This is a genomic window from Cellulomonas hominis (assembly GCF_014201095.1).
GTDB classification, from domain to species: domain Bacteria; phylum Actinomycetota; class Actinomycetes; order Actinomycetales; family Cellulomonadaceae; genus Cellulomonas; species Cellulomonas hominis.
On sequence record NZ_JACHDN010000001.1, the window covers coordinates 1,632,382 to 1,649,859 of the forward strand.

The 17,478-nt window shown below is 75.0% G+C and carries 15 protein-coding genes and 1 riboswitch; of the genes, 3 read left to right on the forward strand and 12 right to left on the reverse strand.

Features of this window, described 5'->3' with window-relative positions; all coding sequences use genetic code 11:
* The first annotated feature begins 7 nt into the window (after positions 1–7).
* Positions 8–2,356, forward strand: coding sequence for a 5-methyltetrahydropteroyltriglutamate--homocysteine S-methyltransferase (metE, locus tag HNR08_RS07695; protein ID WP_146836458.1), 2,349 nt, complete (start codon positions 8–10; stop codon positions 2,354–2,356).
* A gap of 72 nt (positions 2,357–2,428) precedes the next feature.
* Here metE and HNR08_RS07700 read toward each other — a convergent pair whose 3' ends face one another.
* The 5 genes from HNR08_RS07700 to HNR08_RS07720 all read right to left on the reverse strand — a co-directional run bounded on the left by HNR08_RS07700 (position 2,429) and on the right by HNR08_RS07720 (position 6,802).
* Positions 2,429–2,884 carry an Hsp20/alpha crystallin family protein gene (locus tag HNR08_RS07700; protein WP_146836460.1) on the reverse strand — a complete coding sequence of 152 codons (456 nt, stop codon included), beginning with the start codon at positions 2,882–2,884 and terminating at the stop codon, positions 2,429–2,431.
* A 158-nt stretch (positions 2,885–3,042) separates the two neighbouring features.
* Positions 3,043–3,486: a (deoxy)nucleoside triphosphate pyrophosphohydrolase gene (locus HNR08_RS07705; RefSeq protein WP_146836463.1), complete on the reverse strand. Its 444-nt coding sequence runs from the start codon at positions 3,484–3,486 to the stop codon at positions 3,043–3,045.
* 146 nt (positions 3,487–3,632) lie between these two features.
* Entirely contained in the window at positions 3,633–4,967 is a 1,335-nt protein-coding gene (locus HNR08_RS07710) for an ABC transporter substrate-binding protein (RefSeq protein ID WP_168430751.1), read from the reverse strand.
* A gap of 30 nt (positions 4,968–4,997) precedes the next feature.
* A complete protein-coding gene (locus HNR08_RS07715) occupies positions 4,998–5,897 on the reverse strand; it encodes a carbohydrate ABC transporter permease (protein ID WP_246803030.1) in 900 nt (299 codons plus the stop codon).
* Positions 5,894–6,802: a carbohydrate ABC transporter permease gene (locus tag HNR08_RS07720; RefSeq protein WP_146836466.1), complete on the reverse strand. Its 909-nt coding sequence runs from the start codon at positions 6,800–6,802 to the stop codon at positions 5,894–5,896. Before HNR08_RS07720 ends, HNR08_RS07715 begins: the two co-directional genes overlap by 4 nt.
* A 306-nt stretch (positions 6,803–7,108) precedes the next feature.
* Here HNR08_RS07720 and HNR08_RS07725 point away from each other — a divergent pair, with 306 nt between their 5' ends.
* The gene (locus HNR08_RS07725) at positions 7,109–8,149 is read left to right on the forward strand and encodes a LacI family DNA-binding transcriptional regulator (protein ID WP_146839316.1); all 1,041 of its coding nucleotides are present in this window, start codon (positions 7,109–7,111) and stop codon (positions 8,147–8,149) included.
* Between the two features lie 51 nt (positions 8,150–8,200).
* Here the strand turns inward: HNR08_RS07725 and HNR08_RS07730 are convergent, their stop codons facing one another.
* Complete coding sequence (locus HNR08_RS07730; protein WP_221286325.1) at positions 8,201–9,223, reverse strand: YeiH family protein; 1,023 nt, start codon at positions 9,221–9,223, stop codon at positions 8,201–8,203.
* Positions 9,224–9,293: 70 nt separating this feature from the next.
* Between HNR08_RS07730 and HNR08_RS07735 the strand changes: the two genes are divergently transcribed.
* Positions 9,294–10,211 (forward strand): LysR family transcriptional regulator, encoded by a 918-nt coding sequence (locus HNR08_RS07735; protein WP_146839320.1) that lies wholly within the window; start codon positions 9,294–9,296, stop codon positions 10,209–10,211.
* A gap of 87 nt (positions 10,212–10,298) precedes the next feature.
* On the opposite strand, the gene HNR08_RS07740 is transcribed toward HNR08_RS07735, so the two are convergent.
* The 6 genes from HNR08_RS07740 to HNR08_RS07765 all read right to left on the reverse strand — a co-directional run bounded on the left by HNR08_RS07740 (position 10,299) and on the right by HNR08_RS07765 (position 17,352).
* On the reverse strand, positions 10,299–10,538 hold the full coding sequence (locus HNR08_RS07740; protein WP_146839322.1) for a helix-turn-helix domain-containing protein: 240 nt from the start codon (positions 10,536–10,538) through the stop codon (positions 10,299–10,301).
* 245 nt (positions 10,539–10,783) lie between these two features.
* Positions 10,784–11,155 (reverse strand): glycine cleavage system protein GcvH, encoded by a 372-nt coding sequence (gene gcvH / locus HNR08_RS07745; protein WP_146839324.1) that lies wholly within the window; start codon positions 11,153–11,155, stop codon positions 10,784–10,786.
* A 67-nt stretch (positions 11,156–11,222) separates the two neighbouring features.
* Positions 11,223–12,377, reverse strand: coding sequence for a glycine cleavage system aminomethyltransferase GcvT (gene gcvT / locus HNR08_RS07750; protein WP_276509374.1), 1,155 nt, complete (start codon positions 12,375–12,377; stop codon positions 11,223–11,225).
* On the reverse strand, positions 12,374–15,361 hold the full coding sequence (gcvP, locus tag HNR08_RS07755; RefSeq protein ID WP_183834922.1) for an aminomethyl-transferring glycine dehydrogenase: 2,988 nt from the start codon (positions 15,359–15,361) through the stop codon (positions 12,374–12,376). The genes gcvT and gcvP overlap by 4 nt, the downstream gene beginning before the upstream one ends.
* A 202-nt stretch (positions 15,362–15,563) precedes the next feature.
* A riboswitch (glycine riboswitch) is annotated at positions 15,564–15,678 on the reverse strand.
* Positions 15,679–15,757: 79 nt separating this feature from the next.
* Positions 15,758–16,267, reverse strand: a complete 510-nt coding sequence (locus tag HNR08_RS07760) for an ACT domain-containing protein (RefSeq protein WP_146839326.1) — start codon at positions 16,265–16,267, stop codon at positions 15,758–15,760.
* Complete coding sequence (locus HNR08_RS07765; protein ID WP_146839328.1) at positions 16,264–17,352, reverse strand: lactate/malate family dehydrogenase; 1,089 nt, start codon at positions 17,350–17,352, stop codon at positions 16,264–16,266. Before HNR08_RS07765 ends, HNR08_RS07760 begins: the two co-directional genes overlap by 4 nt.
* Positions 17,353–17,478: the final 126 nt, after the last annotated feature.

Below are 17,478 nucleotides of genomic sequence, written 5' to 3' on the forward strand. Positions count from 1 at the left end.
GCGAGAGATGACCGACCTGACCCACCCGTTCCCCTCCGGCACCGTCCTGGGCTACCCCCGGATCGGTCCGCGCCGCGAGCTCAAGAAGGCCGTCGAGGCGTTCTGGGCCGGCCGCTCGACCGCCGAGGAGGTCGAGGCGACCGCCGCGGAGCTGCGCCGCCGCACGCGCGCCCGGCTCGCGGAGCTCGGCCTGGACACCCGGCTGCCCGCAATCCCGAGCGCCTTCTCGTTCTACGACCACGTGCTGGACGCCGCGACCGTGCTCGGCGCGGTGCCCGAGCGGTTCGCCGACCTCGCGACCGCCGACGGCGGGCTGGACCTGGCCGGCTACTCGACCGTGGCGCGCGGCCGCGGGGACGACCTGCCGCTCGAGATGACCAAGTGGTTCGACTCGAACTACCACTACCTGGTGCCGGAGATCGGCCCGGCGACGGCGTTCCGGTACGCGAGCGACCGCCCGGTGCGCGAGTTCGCCGAGGGGCTGGCCGACGGCGTGCTGACCCGCCCGGTGCTCGTCGGGCCGGTGACGTTCCTCGCCCTGGCGAAGGCCGCCGAGGGTTCCCCGGCGGACTTCCTCCCGATCGACCGGCTCGCCGACGTGCTGCCGGTGTACGCGGAGCTGCTCCGCGACCTGGCCCGCGCGGGCGCGACGTGGGTGCAGCTCGACGAGCCCGCCCTGGTGTCCGACTCGACGGGCGTGCCCGCCGACCGGCTGCTGGCCGCGGCCGCCGAGGCGTACCGCGCGCTGGCCGCCGACCTGCCCACGGCCGAGCGCCCGTCCATCCTGGTCGCGGCCCCCTACGGCGACCTCCGGGACGCGCTGCCGGTGCTCGCGGCCTCCGACGTCGAGGGCCTGGCGATCGACCTGGTCCGCGGCTCCGCCCCGGCGTCCCCCGTGCCCGGGCTGGCCTCGAAGGTGCTGGTCGGGGGCGTCGTGGACGGCCACAACATCTGGCGCGCCGACCTGGACGCCGCGCTCGGGTCCCTGGAGCACCTGGAGTCCCTCGGTGCCGCGCAGGTCGCGGTGTCGTCGTCGACCTCGCTGTTCCACCTGCCGCACGACGTCGAGGACGAGCCGGAGCTCGACCCGACCCTGCGCTCGTGGCTCGCGTTCGCCGACCAGAAGATCGGCGAGGTGGTGACCCTCGCGACCGGTCTGACCGAGGGCCGGGAGGCCGTGCACGCGGAGCTCCTCGCCGCGGCCGACGCGCGCCGCTCCCGCGCGGAGGCGCCCGGCGTGGTCCGTCCCGACGTCCGCGAGCGCCTGGCCGCCCTCCCGGAGGGCGCGTTCCACCGCGGGGACTTCGCCGAGCGGCGCGCCGCGCAGACCTCCCGGCTGCGGCTGCCGGCGCTGCCGACGACCACGATCGGCTCGTTCCCGCAGACGCCGGAGATCCGCGCGGCCCGCACCGCGTTCGGCCGGGGCGAGCTCACCGCGGCCCAGTACGAGGACGCGATGAAGGCGGAGATCCGCCAGGTCGTCGAGCTCCAGGAGCAGATCGGCCTCGACGTGCTCGTGCACGGCGAGCCCGAGCGGAACGACATGGTGCAGTACTTCGCCGAGAACCTGGACGGCTTCGCGGTCACCCAGAACGGCTGGGTCCAGTCCTACGGCTCGCGGTGCACCCGCCCGTCCATCCTCTGGGGCGACGTCGCGCGCCCGGCGCCGATCACCGTGCCGTGGACGACCTACACGCAGTCGCTCACCCCGAAGCCGGTGAAGGGCATGCTGACCGGGCCGGTGACGATCCTCGCGTGGTCGTTCGTCCGCGACGACCAGCCGCTCGGCGACACCGCGAACCAGGTGGCGCTGGCGCTGCGCGACGAGGTCGCCGACCTCGAGGCCGCCGGCACGGCGATCGTGCAGGTGGACGAGCCCGCGCTCCGCGAGCTGCTGCCGCTGCGGGCCGAGGACCACGCGGCCTACCTGGAGTGGTCGGTCCGGTCCTTCCGCCTCGCGACGTCGGGTGTCCGGCCGGACACCCAGATCCACACGCACCTGTGCTACTCGGAGTTCGGCGAGGTCATCGGCGCGATCGACGGCCTGGACGCCGACGTGACGTCCATCGAGGCCGCCCGGTCGAAGATGGAGATCCTGGCCGACATCGCCGCCGAGGGGTACCCGCGCGGCATCGGCCCGGGCGTCTACGACATCCACTCCCCGCGGGTGCCGAGCGAGGCCGAGGTCACCGAGCTGCTCACCGAGGCGGTCCGGGCGATCGACCCGGAGCAGCTGTGGGTCAACCCGGACTGCGGCCTGAAGACCCGCCGCTACGCCGAGGTCACCCCGTCGCTCGAGCACGTGCTCGCCGCGACCCGCACGGTGCGGGCGTCCCTGGCGGTGCCGACGGCCTGAGCTGCGCCGCACGCGACGACGCCCCGGTCCCCCGCGCGGGGGACCGGGGCGTCGGTCTGCCGGCCGCCGGCGTCAGGCGTCCGCGCGCTCCTGCGTCGCGTCGGCCCCGGCCTCGATGGTCGCCGGCGTCCCACCGGTCTGGACCTCGATGCGGCGCGGCTTGGCCTCCTCGGCCACCGGGATGGTCAGGGTGAGCACGCCGTCGGCGTACGAGGCGTGGATGGCGTCCAGGTCGAGCCCCCGCCCGACGGTCAGCTGCCGGGCGTAGGTGCCGACCGGGCGCTCCTTGGCGAGCCACTGCTGCCCGTCCTCGGTGCGCGCGGTGCGCTGCGCCCGGATGGTCAGCGTGCGGTCGTCCACGTTCACGTCGATCGACCCCGGGTCCGCACCCGGCAGGTCGACGTGCAGGACGTAGTGGTCGCCCGCGCGGTACAGGTCCATCGGCATGGACGCCGCCGCCCGCTGCGAGCCGAGCACCTGGCCCATGAGCCGGTCCATCTCCTGGAACGGGTCGAAACGCGTAGCCACAGCCCGTCACCTCCCTCGAGGTCCCGGCCGCTCCGGGACCGTGGTCTGCTCCGGTGCGGCGGCCCCGCACCGGAAGGGCTACGAGACATGTTCTAGCACTCTCGGGTGTCGAGTGCTAACGGTCGTCCAGGGCGTTCGCCGAGAGCAGAACGCGCTGGTCAGCGTGGGTCCGGCAGGCGGTCGCCGGTCTCCGTCGCGGCCGCCAGGGCCGACACGATCCGCACGTCCGCGTCCAGCCACGGCACCGTCAGCCACTCCCCGCGGGGCAGCCACAGCAGGGCGTCGTGCTCGACCAGCGGCTCCGGCTCGCCCTCCGCGACGGCGGCCAGCCAGAGCCGCATCACGTACCGGTCGCTCAGCCGCCAGCACCCGTCGTCGGGCCCGGGGAGCTCCGTCCCGAGCGTCAGCCCGACGCCGAGCTCCTCCCGGATCTCCCGGTGCAGCGCCGCCTCCGGGTCCTCGCCCGGCTCGACCTTCCCGCCGGGGAACTCCCACCGGCCCGCCAGGCTCACGGGCTGCCGCCGGCGGGCGGCCAGCAGGGCGGTCGGGGCGTCGAGGTCGTCGACCAGCGCCGCGGCGACGACGAGGACGGGCGGGGTCATGCGGGAAGTCTGCCAGCGCCACGACCCGGCCCGCCTCCGCGCCCGGGGACCGGTCCCGCCGAGTGGAGGGTTTGAACGCGACACGCCGGGCGTGTCGTGCGCGAACCCTCCACTCGAAGGCGTCGGGCCGGGACGGGCCGCGCCGGTCAGCCCTGTCGCAGCTCGTTCTGCAGCTCCTGCTGCGCCTGCTCCAGGGCCTCGCGGGCCGGCACGCCGCCCTCGTAGATCTCGGCCAGCGTGACCGTGCCGAACCGGCTGTTCACCGGGGGCAGGTCGGGGCTGCTGAACGAGTCGAAGTGCCCGATGCCGTCCTTGACCTCGTTCAGCACGTCGAACAGGTTCGTCGTGAAGTACTGGTTGAACGCGTTGTCGGGGTTCTTGGTCACGGCGTCGTCGTCCCAGACGGACATGTTGACCGGGTCGAAGCCGAGGATCTCCCAGACGGCGACGTTCGCCTCCGGGGACAGCTTGGCGAAGGCGAGCCACTCCGCCGCCAGGTCCTTCACCGGCGAGCTCGCCGACACCGCCGTGCCCGTGCCGCCGCCGCCGATGGTCGCCGTGTCCGATCCGGCGACGACGGGCGCGGGCGCGATCGCGATCTTCCCCGCCAGGTCGGGCATGTAGTCGACGAACCGCGACGTGTACCAGGCCGGGTAGACGATGGCCGCGAAGTCGCCCCGTCCGATCGCGCCGTAGGCCTCCTCGTCGTCCGGGCTCGAGCCGGGGATCGGCGAGATCGCCCCGGACTCGACCATGTCCTGCATCATCTCCATGGACGACACCACCTCCGCGCTGTCGACCTGGACGGTGCCGTCCTCCGCGAACAGCGAACCGCCGTTCTGGGCGATCACCAGCGGCTCCACGAAGAAGACGTCGGTGTTGGCCGTGCCGAACGCCTTGCCCGTCGCGGCGCTGTACTCGGCCCCGGCCGCGGCGAAGTCGTCCCAGGTCTCGATCGTCGTGTAGTCGATGCCGGCGGCCTCGAGGAGCTCGGTGTTGTAGAAGGTCACGAACGCGCCCACGTGCGTCGGGTAGCCGTAGAGCGCGTCGTCGCGGCTGTACAGCTCGAGGCGCGCCTCCACGATGTCGTCGCGGTACGGCTCCGCCGCCTGCGACAGGTCCATCAGCGGCGGGTTGTCGCCCCGCACGAAGTTCGCGAACTTGGTGACCTCGATGTCGGCGAGATCCGGCATCCCCGCCCCGGAGTTCGCGGCCAGCTGCAGCTTGTTGTGCATGTCCTGGTACGGGTAGACCGTGAGCTCGAGGTCGATCTGCCGGTCGGGGTTGAGCTCGTTCCAGCGGTCGGCCATCTGCTCGTACAGCGCACCGTGCAGCTCGCCGAAGATCCACATCTCCATCGGGGTCGACCCGTCGGCGTTCACCGTCGGCTCCTGCTGCGCGCCGCCGCTCGAGCACGCCAGGGTCGCGGAGAGCACCATCGCGGCCACGACCACGGACGCCGTCGTCCTGCTTCTGGACATTTCTTTGTCTCCTTCTTGTACGTGCGCGGGTCAGCCCTTGACGGCGCCCGCGGTCATTCCCTCGACGAAGAACCGCTGGAACGTGAGGAAGAGGATGAGGATCGGGACGAGGGAGAAGAACGACCCGACGAGGAGCAGCCCGTAGTTGTTCGCGTACGGGGTGATCAGCGTGTTCAGGCCGATCGGCAGCGTGAACTTCTCCGACGAGCGCAGGACGAGCAGCGGCCAGAGCAGGTTGTTCCAGCACATCATCCCGTTGAGGATGGCCATCGCCGCGATGGCCGGCCGGGCGATCGGCAGCACCAGGCGGAAGAAGATGCCGAACTCGGTGACGCCGTCGACGCGGCCCGCCTCGAGGATCTCCTTCGGCACTCCCAGGAAGTACTGGCGGAAGAAGAAGATGGTCACCGCCGCCGCGAGGAACGGGATCACGATCACCGTGTAGGTGTCCGCCAGCCCCATCTCGTTGACCTGGACGTACAGCGGGAGCATGACCATCTCGAACGGGACGGCCATGATCGCCAGCACCGCGATGAACAACGGCGTGCGCCCCCGGAACTCGTACATGGCGAACCCGTAGGCGACGAAGGAGCTGACCAGCAGCGTGCCGGCGACCTGGACGGTGGTGAGGACCAGGGAGTTGGCGAACCACCGGAAGTACGGGCCGGAGTCGGTGAAGAGCATGGTCCAGTTGTCCAGGCTCAGCGTCGAGGTGTCGACGCCGAGGCTGACGCCGCCGCGCATGACGTCGGCGCCGTCCTGGAACGTGGCGATGAAGATGGCGGCCAGGGGGACGAGCGCGGTGAGCGCGATCGCGACCAGCACGACCGACTGCCCGACGGAGAGGACCCGGCGGGTGCCGGGCTCCTGGCCGTCGGACCGGCTCGACGGCGGCGTCCCGGTGCGCCGGCGGCCCGTGAGCGCGGTCACCGGACGTTCTCCTTCCTGAAGGTGCCGGACAGGGTGAGCTGCGTGATGTTGATGGTCATGACGACCACCAGCAGCACGATCCCCACCGCGGACGCGAAGCCGAGGTCGTTCTGCTCGATGCCCTTGCGGTACAGGTAGCCGACGACCGTCAGCGCCTGGTTGTTCGGGGAGGCGTTCCCGCCGTAGAGCATGAAGCTCTCCAGGAACATGGCCAGGCCGCCGTAGACGCTGATCGTCGTGACGTACACGATCGTCGGCCTGAGGTTGGGGACGGTGATGCGCAGGAACTGCTGCCGCTTGTTCGCGCCGTCGATCGCGGCCGCCTCGTAGTACTCCGCCGGGATCGACTGCATACCGGCGATGAAGTACATGGTGTTCACGCCCGTCCACCGCCACACCGCGAGCGCCAGCAGCGCGGCCAGCCCGGTCAGGTCCTCGCGGAGCCAGCGGACCGGCCCGAAGCCGAAGAACTGGACGACCTGGTTCATGAGCGCGCTGTCGGACTCGGAGAACATGAGCCGGAACACCAGGCCCGAGACCACCACGGACGTGAGGGCCGGGACGAACATCGACGCCTTGAAGAACGCCTTGACCCGGCGGCTGCCGATGCGCGAGCTCACGACGGCGGCGAGCATCATCGGGATCGGGATGAGCAGCAGCAGCGTCAGGACCATGTACCGGGCGCTGTTGCGCATCGCGGTCCAGAAGACGCTGTCGTTCCAGAGCCGGGCGTAGTTGTCCATCCCCACGGAGGTCGTCTGGCCGTACAGCACCTCCTGGGTCGACATGACGAACGAGCGCGCCACGGGGATGAACCAGAACACCGCGAGGGTCACGAGGAACGGCAGGATGAACAGGTACGGCGCGAGCCGTTGGGAGTAGAGCAACCGGACGACGGGGCGCATGACGGCAGTCACCTCTTTCGGCGCGGCGGGTCCTCGGCACCCGGATGCGGGGACGAGGACCCGCACGGTCGGAGGCGGCTGGGCTCCGGGGCGGGACGACAGGACGAGCGGCGCGGCGCACAGCGACGTGCGTCGGCGTCCTCGCGGAAATGTTTCAGTTCTCTTGCGTCGTTCAACAACGTATCGACGCCCCATATGGGTGTCAACACTCGATTTTCCCGGTCCCCACCGGTAGTGTCCGGGGCGGATCTCGAAAGAAATCTTTTCGCCCACTGACCGGCACGACCGCACGACGAGAGCAGGCCCATGGCACGCACGACCCCCCGCCCCACCCTGAACGAGGTCGCGGACCGGGCCGGGGTGTCCCCCGCCACCGCGTCCAAGGCGCTCAACGGCCACGACGGCGTCGCCGCCACCACCACCGCGCGGGTGCTCGACGCCGCGGCTGCGCTGGGCTACCACACGCCGGGGGCGCGCAACAGCCCGCGCCGGCGCGCGGTGGAGCTGCTCGTCGACAAGCTCGACAACCCCTACATCACCGAGCTGCTCCGCGGCGTCACCGTCGCCGCGGAGGAGGCGGGGGCGGACGTCGTCCTCGGCCGCGTGCGACCCCGGGCCGGCGACAGCCGCGCCGAGTCCGCCGTCACCTGGACCCGCCGGCTGATCGCGGCGCGGCGCACGGGCGCGATCGTCGTCACGGCACAGGTCACCGAGGACACCTACGCCAACATCGCGCGGGCCCGGCTGCCCGTGGTCGTCGTCGACCCCCTCGACCTCACGACCCCGGAGCTCGTCTCGGTCGGGTCGACCAACTGGGACGGCGGCCGCGCGGCGGCAGGGCACCTGATCGGGCTGGGACACCGCCGGATGGCCCTCATCGCCGGCCCCGAGACCTCCATGAGCGCGGTCGCGCGGGTCGAGGGGTTCCGCTCCGCCTGCGCACGCGCCGGCCTGCCGCCCGGGTCGGTGGTGGTGCAGCACGCGCGCTTCGACCGGGACGCCGCCCTCGCCGTCGCCGCGCGCGTCCTCGCCCGCCCCGACCGCCCGACCGCCGTCGCCGCGTCCAGCGACACCCAGGCCCTCGGGGTGATGGAGGCGGCACGGCGACTGCGGCTCCGCATCCCCGACGACCTGTCCGTCGTCGGGTACGACGACACGTACCTCGCCGCCTGGACGACGCCCGCGCTCACCAGCGTGCGCCAGCCCGTCGAGGAGATCGGCCGGGTCGCGCTGCGCACCGTGCTGCGCATGGCCGACGGCGAGCTCCCCGACTCGCACCACATCGAGCTGGCGACCCGGCTCGTGGTGCGCGAGTCCACCGCGCCCCCGCCGGACGGGTCGTCGTGAGCCCGGGGCGCCGGACTCCGGGAGGTCGACCCGGCGCCCGCCGAGGCCGGCTCAGGTCGCCAGCACCAGGCCCCCGAGGCTGACGCCCGCCGCGACCACGGTCGCCACCGCCCCGAGGGCCAGCGGCCGGCCGCCGGTCCGGACCAGCCGGCCGACGTGGATCTGCGTCCCGAGCGCCGTCATCGCCGCGGCCAGCGCCAGCGTGGTCACCGGCTTCACCGCGGGCAGCACCGCGTCCGGCACCAGGCCGGCGGACCGGACCAGCACCGCCGCCACGAACCCGGCGACGAACAGCGGGACGAGCGGCGCCCGCCGGCCGGTTCCCCGGCCGCCCCCCGCACCCGCCGACCGCCCCCGCCGCCGCGCGACCCCCACCCCCGCGACCAGCGGTGCCAGCAGCAGCACCCGCGCGAGCTTCGCGACGACCGCCACGGTCAGCGCCGCCGCCGACACCGTCCCCGCGGCCGCCACCACCTGCGCCACCTCGTGCACCGACATCCCGGCCCACAGCCCGGCGGTCCGGTCGGACAGGCCGAGCGCGCCGGCGACGAGCGGCAGCGCGACCAGCGCGACGCTCCCGTAGACGGTGACGAGCGCGACGGCGGTGGCGACATCCTCCTCGTCGGCGTCGGCCACGGGGCTCATGCCCGCGACGGCCGCGGCGCCGCAGATGGAGAACCCGGTCGCGACCAGGAGCGTCAGGGCCCGCCCGACGCCGAGCCGCGGGCCGAGCCACAGCGTCGCCGCGAACGTCGCCGCGACGGTCGCGAGCAGGACGGCCACCTCCCGGAGGCCGAGGCCGAGCAGGTCGCCGAGCGACAGCTGGAGCCCGAGCAGCACCACCCCGGCGCGGAGCAGCCGCCGGCCGGCCCACGCGAGGCCGGGGTCGAGCGCGACGGGCACGAGGCCGGCCGACCGGGCGGCGGCGCCGAGGACGATCGCGACGAGCAGGCCGGGCAGCACGGGCACGACGGCGGTGAGGCCGACGCACAGCGCGGCGACCGCGACGGCCGCGGCCACGCCGGGCGCGAGCTCGCGCACGCCGGCGGTCCGGGTGGGCGTGAGGAGGGGCACGACTCCACCCTCGGCCGCGCGACCCCGAGCGCGGAACGCCCGGTCGCCTCGCAGGATCTAGCCTGAGGCTATGGCTGACGTCCCCCCGGCGGGCCGCCGGATCCCGCTCGGCGCGCTCGAGCTCCTCGACGCCGTCGACGCGCACGGCTCGTTGTCCGCCGCCGCCCGCTCGCTCGGCCTCGCGCAGCCGTCGGTGAGCACCGGGCTGCGCCGGCTGGAGCGGCAGACCGGGCTGACGCTCGTGACCCGAGCGGCGTCCGGCACCCGGCTGACCCCGGCCGGGACGGCACTGCTCACCCGGGCGCGGGACGTGCTGGCAGCCTCGGACGCGCTGGAGCGGGAGGCGGCGGCGCTCCGGACGGCGCAGCAGGGCCGCGTCCGGGTCGCCGCCAGCCTGAGCGTGGCGGAGTACCTCGTGCCGGGCTGGCTGGCGTCCCGGCCGGCGGGTGCGGCGGTGGTCGACCTCGTGGTCGCGAACTCCCGGGACGTCATGGACGCGGTGCTGCACGGGCGCGCCGACCTGGGCTTCGTCGAGGGCCCGGACGTGGCCGACGGGCTGCACGCGCGCGACGTCGGCGCCGACGAGCTCGTGGTCGTGGTCGCGCCCGGCCACCCGTGGGCCCGCCGCCGCCGGACGCTCACCGCGGCGGAGCTGTCGGCAGCGCCGCTCGCGGTGCGGGAGGCGGGCTCCGGCACGCGTGCGGTGCTGGAGCGGGCGCTGGCCGCGGCGGGGTCGCCGCTCGCCGGGTCGCCGGCCCAGCTGGGCTCGACGTCGGCGGTGAAGAACGTGGTGCGCGGGGGGACGGCCGCCGCCGTGCTGTCCCGGCTGACCGTCGCGGACGAGGTCGCGCGCGGGGACCTGCGCGTGGTGCCGGTCGAGGACGTGGACCTGCGCCGGACGCTCCGGGTGGTGTGGGCCCGGGGCCGGCGGCCGGCTCCCGCGGTCCGGGAGCTCGCGGAGCACGTCCTGCGCGAGCACGGCCGCTGAGGGCCCGGCACACGACGAGGCCGCCGCCCCGGCGAGGGGACGGCGGCCCGGAGTCGTCGCGACCCGGGGCGAGCCGGGCCGACGGAGTCAGCGGATGCCGGCGGCCTTGGCCCAGGCGACCGCCTCGGATCGCGTCGAGACGCCGATCTTGCGGTAGACCGAGCGGACCTGCGACTTCACGGTGTTGCGGGTGACGAAGAGCCGACGCGCGATGTCCTCGAGCGTGACGTCCTCGCCGAGCTCCGCCAGCACGACGCGCTCACGGGTGGTGAGCGGCTCGCCGAGGATGCTGCTGGAGGGGGAGGGGGCGAGCTCCAGAGTGGCCATGGTGACCTCCGTGCGATGGACGAGTTCCGGCGGCTGGGGGTCTCCGGCCGCCGACTCCCGGTTGATCGGCAACTATGGCGGCCCCCATCGCAGTTGCGATCTCACCCGCCCGCGCGGCGCGCCGGACAAATACGTACTAATGGGTAGTGTGCTAGGACCGAAGTCCCAGGTCACCCGCCGGGAAGCGGTGTCCTCCACGTCGCCTGAGAACCACCCGAACGGCCTAGTGCCCCTCCCCGCGCGTCTCAGTCCGTGATCGTCGCCGCGTACTCCTCGGGCGACAGCAGCGCCCCGGTCGAGGTCACGTCGACCTTGAACAGCCACCCCGCGCCGTACGGGTCGGCGTTCACGACGGACGGCTCGTCGACCGCGTCCTGGTTCACCTCGACCACCGTGCCGGACACCGGGGAGAACAGCTCGGAGACCGACTTGGTGGACTCGACCTCGCCGACGACCGCGCCCGCGGCGATCTCGCTGCCGACCGTCGGCAGCTCCAGGTAGACGATGTCGCCGAGCGCGTCGGCCGCGTTCTTCGTGATGCCGACCGTGGCGGGCTCCGCGCCGTCGATCCACTCGTGCTCGGCGGTGTACTGCAGGTGGTTCGGGACGTCGCTCATGGGGTCTCTCCAGGGGGTTCGGGCCGGGTCGGGGCGGGGTTCGGGCGGGGACGGGGGCAGCAGCCGGTCAGGACCGGCGGTAGAACGGCAGCTCGACGACGCGGACGGGCTCCCGCCGGCCGCGGACGTCCACGGCGAGCTCGGTGCCCGGCGCGGACACCTCCGGCGTCACGTACGCCATCGCGATCGGCGTGCCCAGGGTCGGCGACGGCGCGCCGGAGGTCACCCGGCCGACGGTCGCCGCGTCCGGCTCCGCGGAGGTGAGGACCTCGTAGCCGTGCCGGGCGGCGCGGCGACCGAGGCCGACCAGGCCCACCAGCACCCGCGAGGGCGTCGCGTGCGCGCGGGCCGCCAGGGCGTCCCGGCCGACGAACGGCAGCGGCTCGCCGTCGGCCCCGGCCTTGTCCAGGCGGACGACCCGGCCGAGCCCGGCGTCGTGCGGCGTGGTCGTGCGGTCGAGCTCGTTGCCGTACAGCGGCATCCCGGCCTCGAGCCGCAGGCTGTCCCGCGCGGACAGGCCCGCGGGGACCAGGCCCAGCGGCTCCCCGGCCGCCAGCAGCGCGCGCCACAGCCCGGGCGCGGCGTCGGCCGGCACGAACAGCTCGAACCCGTCCTCGCCGGTGTACCCCGTCCGGGCGACGAGCGCCTCGACGCCGGCGACGGTCGCGGGGACCGCGGCGTAGTACCGCACGTCCCGCACCGCGGCGGCCTCGCCGGGGTCGGCGACCAGCCCGGTGACGATCCCGGCCGCCCGCGGCCCCTGCACCGCGACCAGCGCCGTCTCCAGCGACCGGTCGGTCAGCGAGGCGTCGGCGTCCGCGAGCCGCACGGCCAGCGCGTCGCGCACGACGGCGACGTTCGACGCGTTGGCCACCACGAGGAAGGACGCGTCGGCGAGCCGGTAGACGATGAGGTCGTCGAGGATCCCGCCGTCCTCCTGCACGATCATGGTGTAGCGGGCGCGGCCCACGGCGAGGCCGGAGATGTTCCCCACCAGCGCCCGGTCCAGTCCGGCCCCGGCGCCCGGGCCGTCGACGTGCAGCTCGCCCATGTGCGACAGGTCGAACAGCCCGGCCGCGGCGCGCACCGCCTGGTGCTCGGCCAGGTCGCCCGCGTACCGCAGCGGCATCAGCCAGCCGGCGAACGGGGTCATCGTCGCGCCGAGCGCCTCGTGCTCCGCGTGCAGCGGCGACAGGACGGTCTCGGTGGTCGGGTCGGTCACAGCGCGGCTCCCTCGGCGTAGGCCTCGATCGGCGGGCAGGCGCACACGAGGTTGCGGTCCCCGTGCGCGCCGTCGATCCGCCGGACCGGCGGCCAGTACTTCCCGGACCGCAGGCTCGCGACCGGGTAGGCGGCCAGCTCCCGGCCGTACGGCTTGTCCCAGGCGTCGGCGGTCACGGCGGCCGCGGTGTGCGGGGCGCCGCGCAGCGGCGAGTCGGCGACCGGCCACCGGCCCGCGGCGACGGCGTCGATCTCGCCGCGGATCGCGACCATGGCGGCGACGAACCGGTCGAGCTCGGCCAGGTCCTCGCTCTCGGTCGGCTCCACCATGAGGGTGCCGGCCACCGGGAAGGACAGCGTCGGGGCGTGGAACCCGTAGTCCATCAGCCGCTTGGCGACGTCCTCGGCCGTGACGCCGGTCTGCTTGGTGATCCCGCGCAGGTCCAGGATGCACTCGTGCGCGACCAGCCCGGCCGGGCCGGTGTAGAGCACGGGGAAGTGCGGGGCCAGGCGGGACGCGAGGTAGTTCGCGGACAGCACGGCGGTCTCGGTCGCCCGGCGCAGGCCGTCGCCGCCCATCAGCGCGACGTAGGCCCAGGAGATCGGCAGGATGCCCGCCGACCCGAACGGCGCGGCCGACACCGCCGGGGCCGCGCCGCCGGCCACCCCGGGTCCGGCGGGCAGCACGACGTCGGTCGCCGGCAGGTACGGCACGAGGTGCGCCGCGACCCCGATCGGCCCGACGCCGGGACCGCCGCCGCCGTGCGGGATGCAGAACGTCTTGTGCAGGTTCAGGTGCGAGACGTCACCGCCGAACTCGCCCGGCCGCGCGAGCCCCACCAGCGCGTTGAGGTTCGCGCCGTCGATGTAGACCTGGCCGCCCGCGGCGTGCACCAGGTCGCACACCTCGCGGACGTCCTCCTCGTAGACGCCGTGCGTCGAGGGGTACGTGATCATGATCGCCGCGACGCTCGGCCCGTGCTGGTCGAGCTTCGCGCGCAGGTCGTCGAGCTGCACCGAGCCGTCCTCGGCGGTGGCGACGACGACGACCCGCATGCCGGCCAGGGCGGCCGACGCGGCGTTGGTGCCGTGCGCCGAGGCGGGGATGAGGCAGACGTCCCGCACCGGGACCGCGGCCGGGTCGGCGCCCGCGGCCAGCGCCTCCGCTCGGCGGCCCTCGTGGTACCCGCGGATCGCCAGCAGGCCGGCGAACTCCCCCTGCGAGCCGGCGTTCGGCTGGACCGAGACCGCGGCGTACCCGGTGATCTCGGCGAGCCAGCCCGCGAGGTCCGCGATGAGCTCGGCGTACCCGGCGGCCTGGTCGGCCGGCACGAACGGGTGCAGGCCCGCGAACCCGGGCCAGGAGATCGCCTCCATCTCGACGGTGGCGTTGAGCTTCATCGTGCAGGAGCCCAGGGGGATCATCGTCCGGTCGAGCGCGAGGTCCTTGTCGGACAGCGCGCGCAGGTAGCGCAGCATCGCGGTCTCGGACCGGTACCGGTGGAACACCGGGTGCGTGAGGTAGGCGCTGGTGCGGCGCAGGGCGGCCGGGATCGCCGGGGCGCCCGTCCCGGGGGTCGCCGCGGGCGCCGGGTCGGCGGCAGCCCCGAACGCGTCCAGCACCGCGGCGACGTGGGCCTCGGTCGTCACCTCGTCGCACGCGACCTGGACGTGGTCGTCGTCCGGCGCCCACACGTTGATGCCCCGGGCGGCCGCGGCGGCGACCACCGCGCGGGCACGACCCGGGACGACCGCGCGGACGGTGTCGAAGAACTGCGCGTGCGCGACCTCGACCCCCGCCACGCGCAGGCCGTCGGCCAGGGCGACCGCGCGGGCGTGCACCCGCTCCGCGATCTCCCGCAGCCCGTCGGGGCCGTGGTGCACGGCGTACATGGAGGCGACGATCGCGAGCAGGGCCTGCGCGGTGCAGATGTTGCTCGTGGCCTTCTCGCGGCGGATGTGCTGCTCGCGGGTCTGCAGCGCCAGGCGGTAGGCGGGGGCGCCGTCCGCGTCGACCGAGACGCCGACCAGCCTGCCCGGCAGCGAGCGCTCGAGCCCGGTGCGGACCGCCATGTAGGCGGCGTGCGGGCCGCCGTAGAACAGCGGGACGCCGAACCGCTGGGCCGAGCCGACCGCGATGTCCGCGCCGAGCTCGCCGGGCGGGGTGAGCAGCGTGAGGGACAGCAGGTCGGCGGCGACGGTCACCAGGGCGCCGGCCTCCTTCGCGGCGGCGACGAGCGGGGCGAGGTCGCGGACGGCGCCGGACGCGCCGGGCGCCTGGAGCACCAGGCCGACCAGGGCGTCGTCCCCGAGCTCCGGCAGCCCCGCGGACAGGTCGGCGACCCGCACGCCCAGCCCGGCGGCCTCCGCGCGGCCGAGGGTCACGGCGAGCGTCTGCGGCAGGCAGTCCGCGTCCAGGACGACGACCCCGGTGCGGCCCTTCGCGGCCCGGTGCATGAGGGCGACCGCCTCGGCGACGGCCGTGGCCTCGTCGAGCAGCGACGCGTTCGCGACCGGCAGCGCGGTGAGGTCGGCGACGACGGTCTGGAAGTTGAGCAGCGCCTCGAGCCGGCCCTGGGAGATCTCCGGCTGGTACGGCGTGTACGCGGTGTACCAGGCGGGGGACTCCAGGACGTTCCGGCGGATCACCGGGGGCGTCACCGTGTCGTGGTACCCGAGGCCGATCATCTGCGTGAGCACGGTGTTCTTGTCCGCGATCGCGCGCAGGGCGGCCAGCACCTCGGACTCGCCGCGCGCCTCCGGCAGCGCCAGCGGCCGGCCGGTGCGGATGCTCGCCGGGACCGCGGCGTCGATCAGCGCGTCCACGGACGGCCAGCCGTCGCCCACGTGCGCGAGCATCGGGTGCAGGTCGGCGGGGCGGGGGCCGACGTGCCGGTCCGCGAAGCCGCGCGCGGCGTCCGTCGGGGCGTCGGGGCCGGCGTCGCGCGTGCGGACGTCGGACGGGAGGGACTCGAGAGGGGTCACGCGGCTGCTCCGGTCGGGCGGGCGGGCGAGGGCGGACGTGCGGGGGTCGGGCGCGGCCTCCCCGCTCTGTCATCCGCCGGCCCGCAGCGCGGGTCGTGCGACCTGAGAGTTTTGCCGGTCCGCCATGCCGCGAGGGCCGGGGCGCGCCGACTTGCACCGTCGGTGGACCGGCCCGGGTGGGACGGTCGCTTTCCAGAGTTGCCTCGCCGCGGCGGTACGGGGGCCTGAGAGATTCCCGGGGAGGGTTGCTCCTTCGGCGCCTCGCGTCCGGCCGCCGGAGGGGCGGCCGTGCGGGAGGGCTCTCCCGCCGCGGTTCGAGCAGCGTGTTGAGTTGTCTGCGCGCCAGCCTAACCGCGGCCGGGGCGTGCGTCGCTCCCCCCGGGGCCGGCGCGTGCGCTACGGCCGGGTGAAGGCCGCGTCCGCGGGTCCGGGCTCGGCGGGCGGCAGCACGACGGTCGCGGCGGCCACCGCCCCGCGGGCCCGGGCGTCCGCCACCACCCGCTCGACGTCCGCGAGCGCCCCCTCGACCAGCACCGGCTGCCCCGCGGCGGGGTCGCCGGACCAGCGCACCGGGGCGTCCGGCGGCGGCGCGAACCCGCCGGCGGTCACGGGCAGGTGGACGACGGCGGCGGCGCGGACGGCCGGGTCGTCCGCGGCCCGCACCTCCGCCGCGCGCACGGCCGCGAGCCGCCGGACGGTCCGCATCAGCAGGCGCTGCCGGCGCTCCGTCGCGGTGAACGTCACGACGATCAGCCCGACGCCGTCGCCGTCCGCGACGTCGCCCGTGCTCAGCGAGCCGAACGAGACCCCGCGGGTGGAGAACACGCTCGCGAGCGCCGTCAGCGTCCCGGTCGCGTCGGCGCCGTGCACGAAGGCCACCCACCGGCGGTCGGTCGGCGCGGTCACCGGGCCACCCCCGCGCCCAGGCCCCACGGCTGCAGCGTCGCGTCGATCCGGGCGGCCGTCGCGCGCAGCCGGCGCGCCTCGTCGGGCGCCGGCTCGTCGAGCAGCACCCGGGTCCAGCCCTCCGGCCCGAGCACGACGGGCACCCCGAGCACCCCGCGCAGCGGCTCGCCGCCGACCGACGCCTCCCCGTCCAGCGCCACCTGCCCGGCGACCACGATGTCGCGGCCGTCCAGGACCGTGTCCACCAGGTCGACCGTCGCGTTCGCGGTGGCGGCGGCCGTCTTGGCCCCGCTCTGGTGGGTCAGCCACGGCCGGGACACGCCGCGCAGGTCGGGCGGCCACGTCTCGACCAGGTCGAACGCCGCCGCGACGTCGCCGTCGGCCATGAGGTCGCCCAGGGTGCGCTTCGCGTCCTCGATCTCGCCGCCGAACGCGTCCAGCGACCGGCCGCCCCGCAGCCCCGCGACCGCCCGGCGCCGCTCGTCCGCGTCGAGCCCGCTGATCCGCACGGTCGACCACAGCGGGACCAGGTCGTCCCCGTGCTGCCCGGCGACGAACCCGCCGACCCGGTGCCGGCGCACCCCGAGGGACACCGCGACCTCCCGCCGGAACCGCAGCGTGTCCAACCAGGCGCCCATCCCGATCACCCGGTGCCGCCCCAGCTCGCGGGCCACGACGGCGACCCCGAGCTCGACCGGGTTCGACACCACGACGACGACCTCGTGGCCGGAGCCGTTGCGCGCGATCGCCCGCGCGTACGACTCGAACACCGCGTGGTTCTCCGCCGCGAGCGCCGCCCGGTCGGCGACCGCGCCCGCCCGCGCCGGGGCCGTCCGGCCCGCGGTGAGCACGACGACGTCCGCGACCACGTCGTCCGGGTCGAGGGCCACGTCGATCAGCGGGGCGTGCTCGTCGTACGCGTCGACCAGGTCGGCGCGCAGCCCGTACGACGCCCGGCCCGACCCCCCGCCGGGCCGCCCGACGAGCTGCAGCCGCGACGTCGTCGGCAGCACCCGCCGCTCGATGAGCTGGGCGCACACCTGTCGCCCCACGTCCCCCGTCGCACCGAGCACCGCCACGTCCACGCGCCCGAGGGTAGGTCAGGCGCGTGTCCGGCGCGTTGCGCCGGGTGACCCGGCCCCCGCGCGCCCCGCCCCGCGCCCCGCCCTCGCCGGCGCCGGGTGGAGAGCTCTGCCCGACACGCCCGGCGT

Coding starts and splice junctions, on each gene's coding strand:
- metE (WP_146836458.1), top strand. CDS start 8: ATGACCGACCTGACCCACCCGTTCCCCTCCGGCACCGTCCTGGGCTAC.
- HNR08_RS07705 (WP_146836463.1), bottom strand. CDS start 3,486: ATGACCCCGCCCGTCCTCGTCGTCGCCGCGGCGCTGGTCGACGACCTC.
- HNR08_RS07710 (WP_168430751.1), bottom strand. CDS start 4,967: ATGTCCAGAAGCAGGACGACGGCGTCCGTGGTCGTGGCCGCGATGGTG.
- HNR08_RS07720 (WP_146836466.1), bottom strand. CDS start 6,802: ATGCGCCCCGTCGTCCGGTTGCTCTACTCCCAACGGCTCGCGCCGTAC.
- HNR08_RS07725 (WP_146839316.1), top strand. CDS start 7,109: ATGGCACGCACGACCCCCCGCCCCACCCTGAACGAGGTCGCGGACCGG.
- HNR08_RS07735 (WP_146839320.1), top strand. CDS start 9,294: ATGGCTGACGTCCCCCCGGCGGGCCGCCGGATCCCGCTCGGCGCGCTC.
- HNR08_RS07740 (WP_146839322.1), bottom strand. CDS start 10,538: ATGGCCACTCTGGAGCTCGCCCCCTCCCCCTCCAGCAGCATCCTCGGC.
- gcvH (WP_146839324.1), bottom strand. CDS start 11,155: ATGAGCGACGTCCCGAACCACCTGCAGTACACCGCCGAGCACGAGTGG.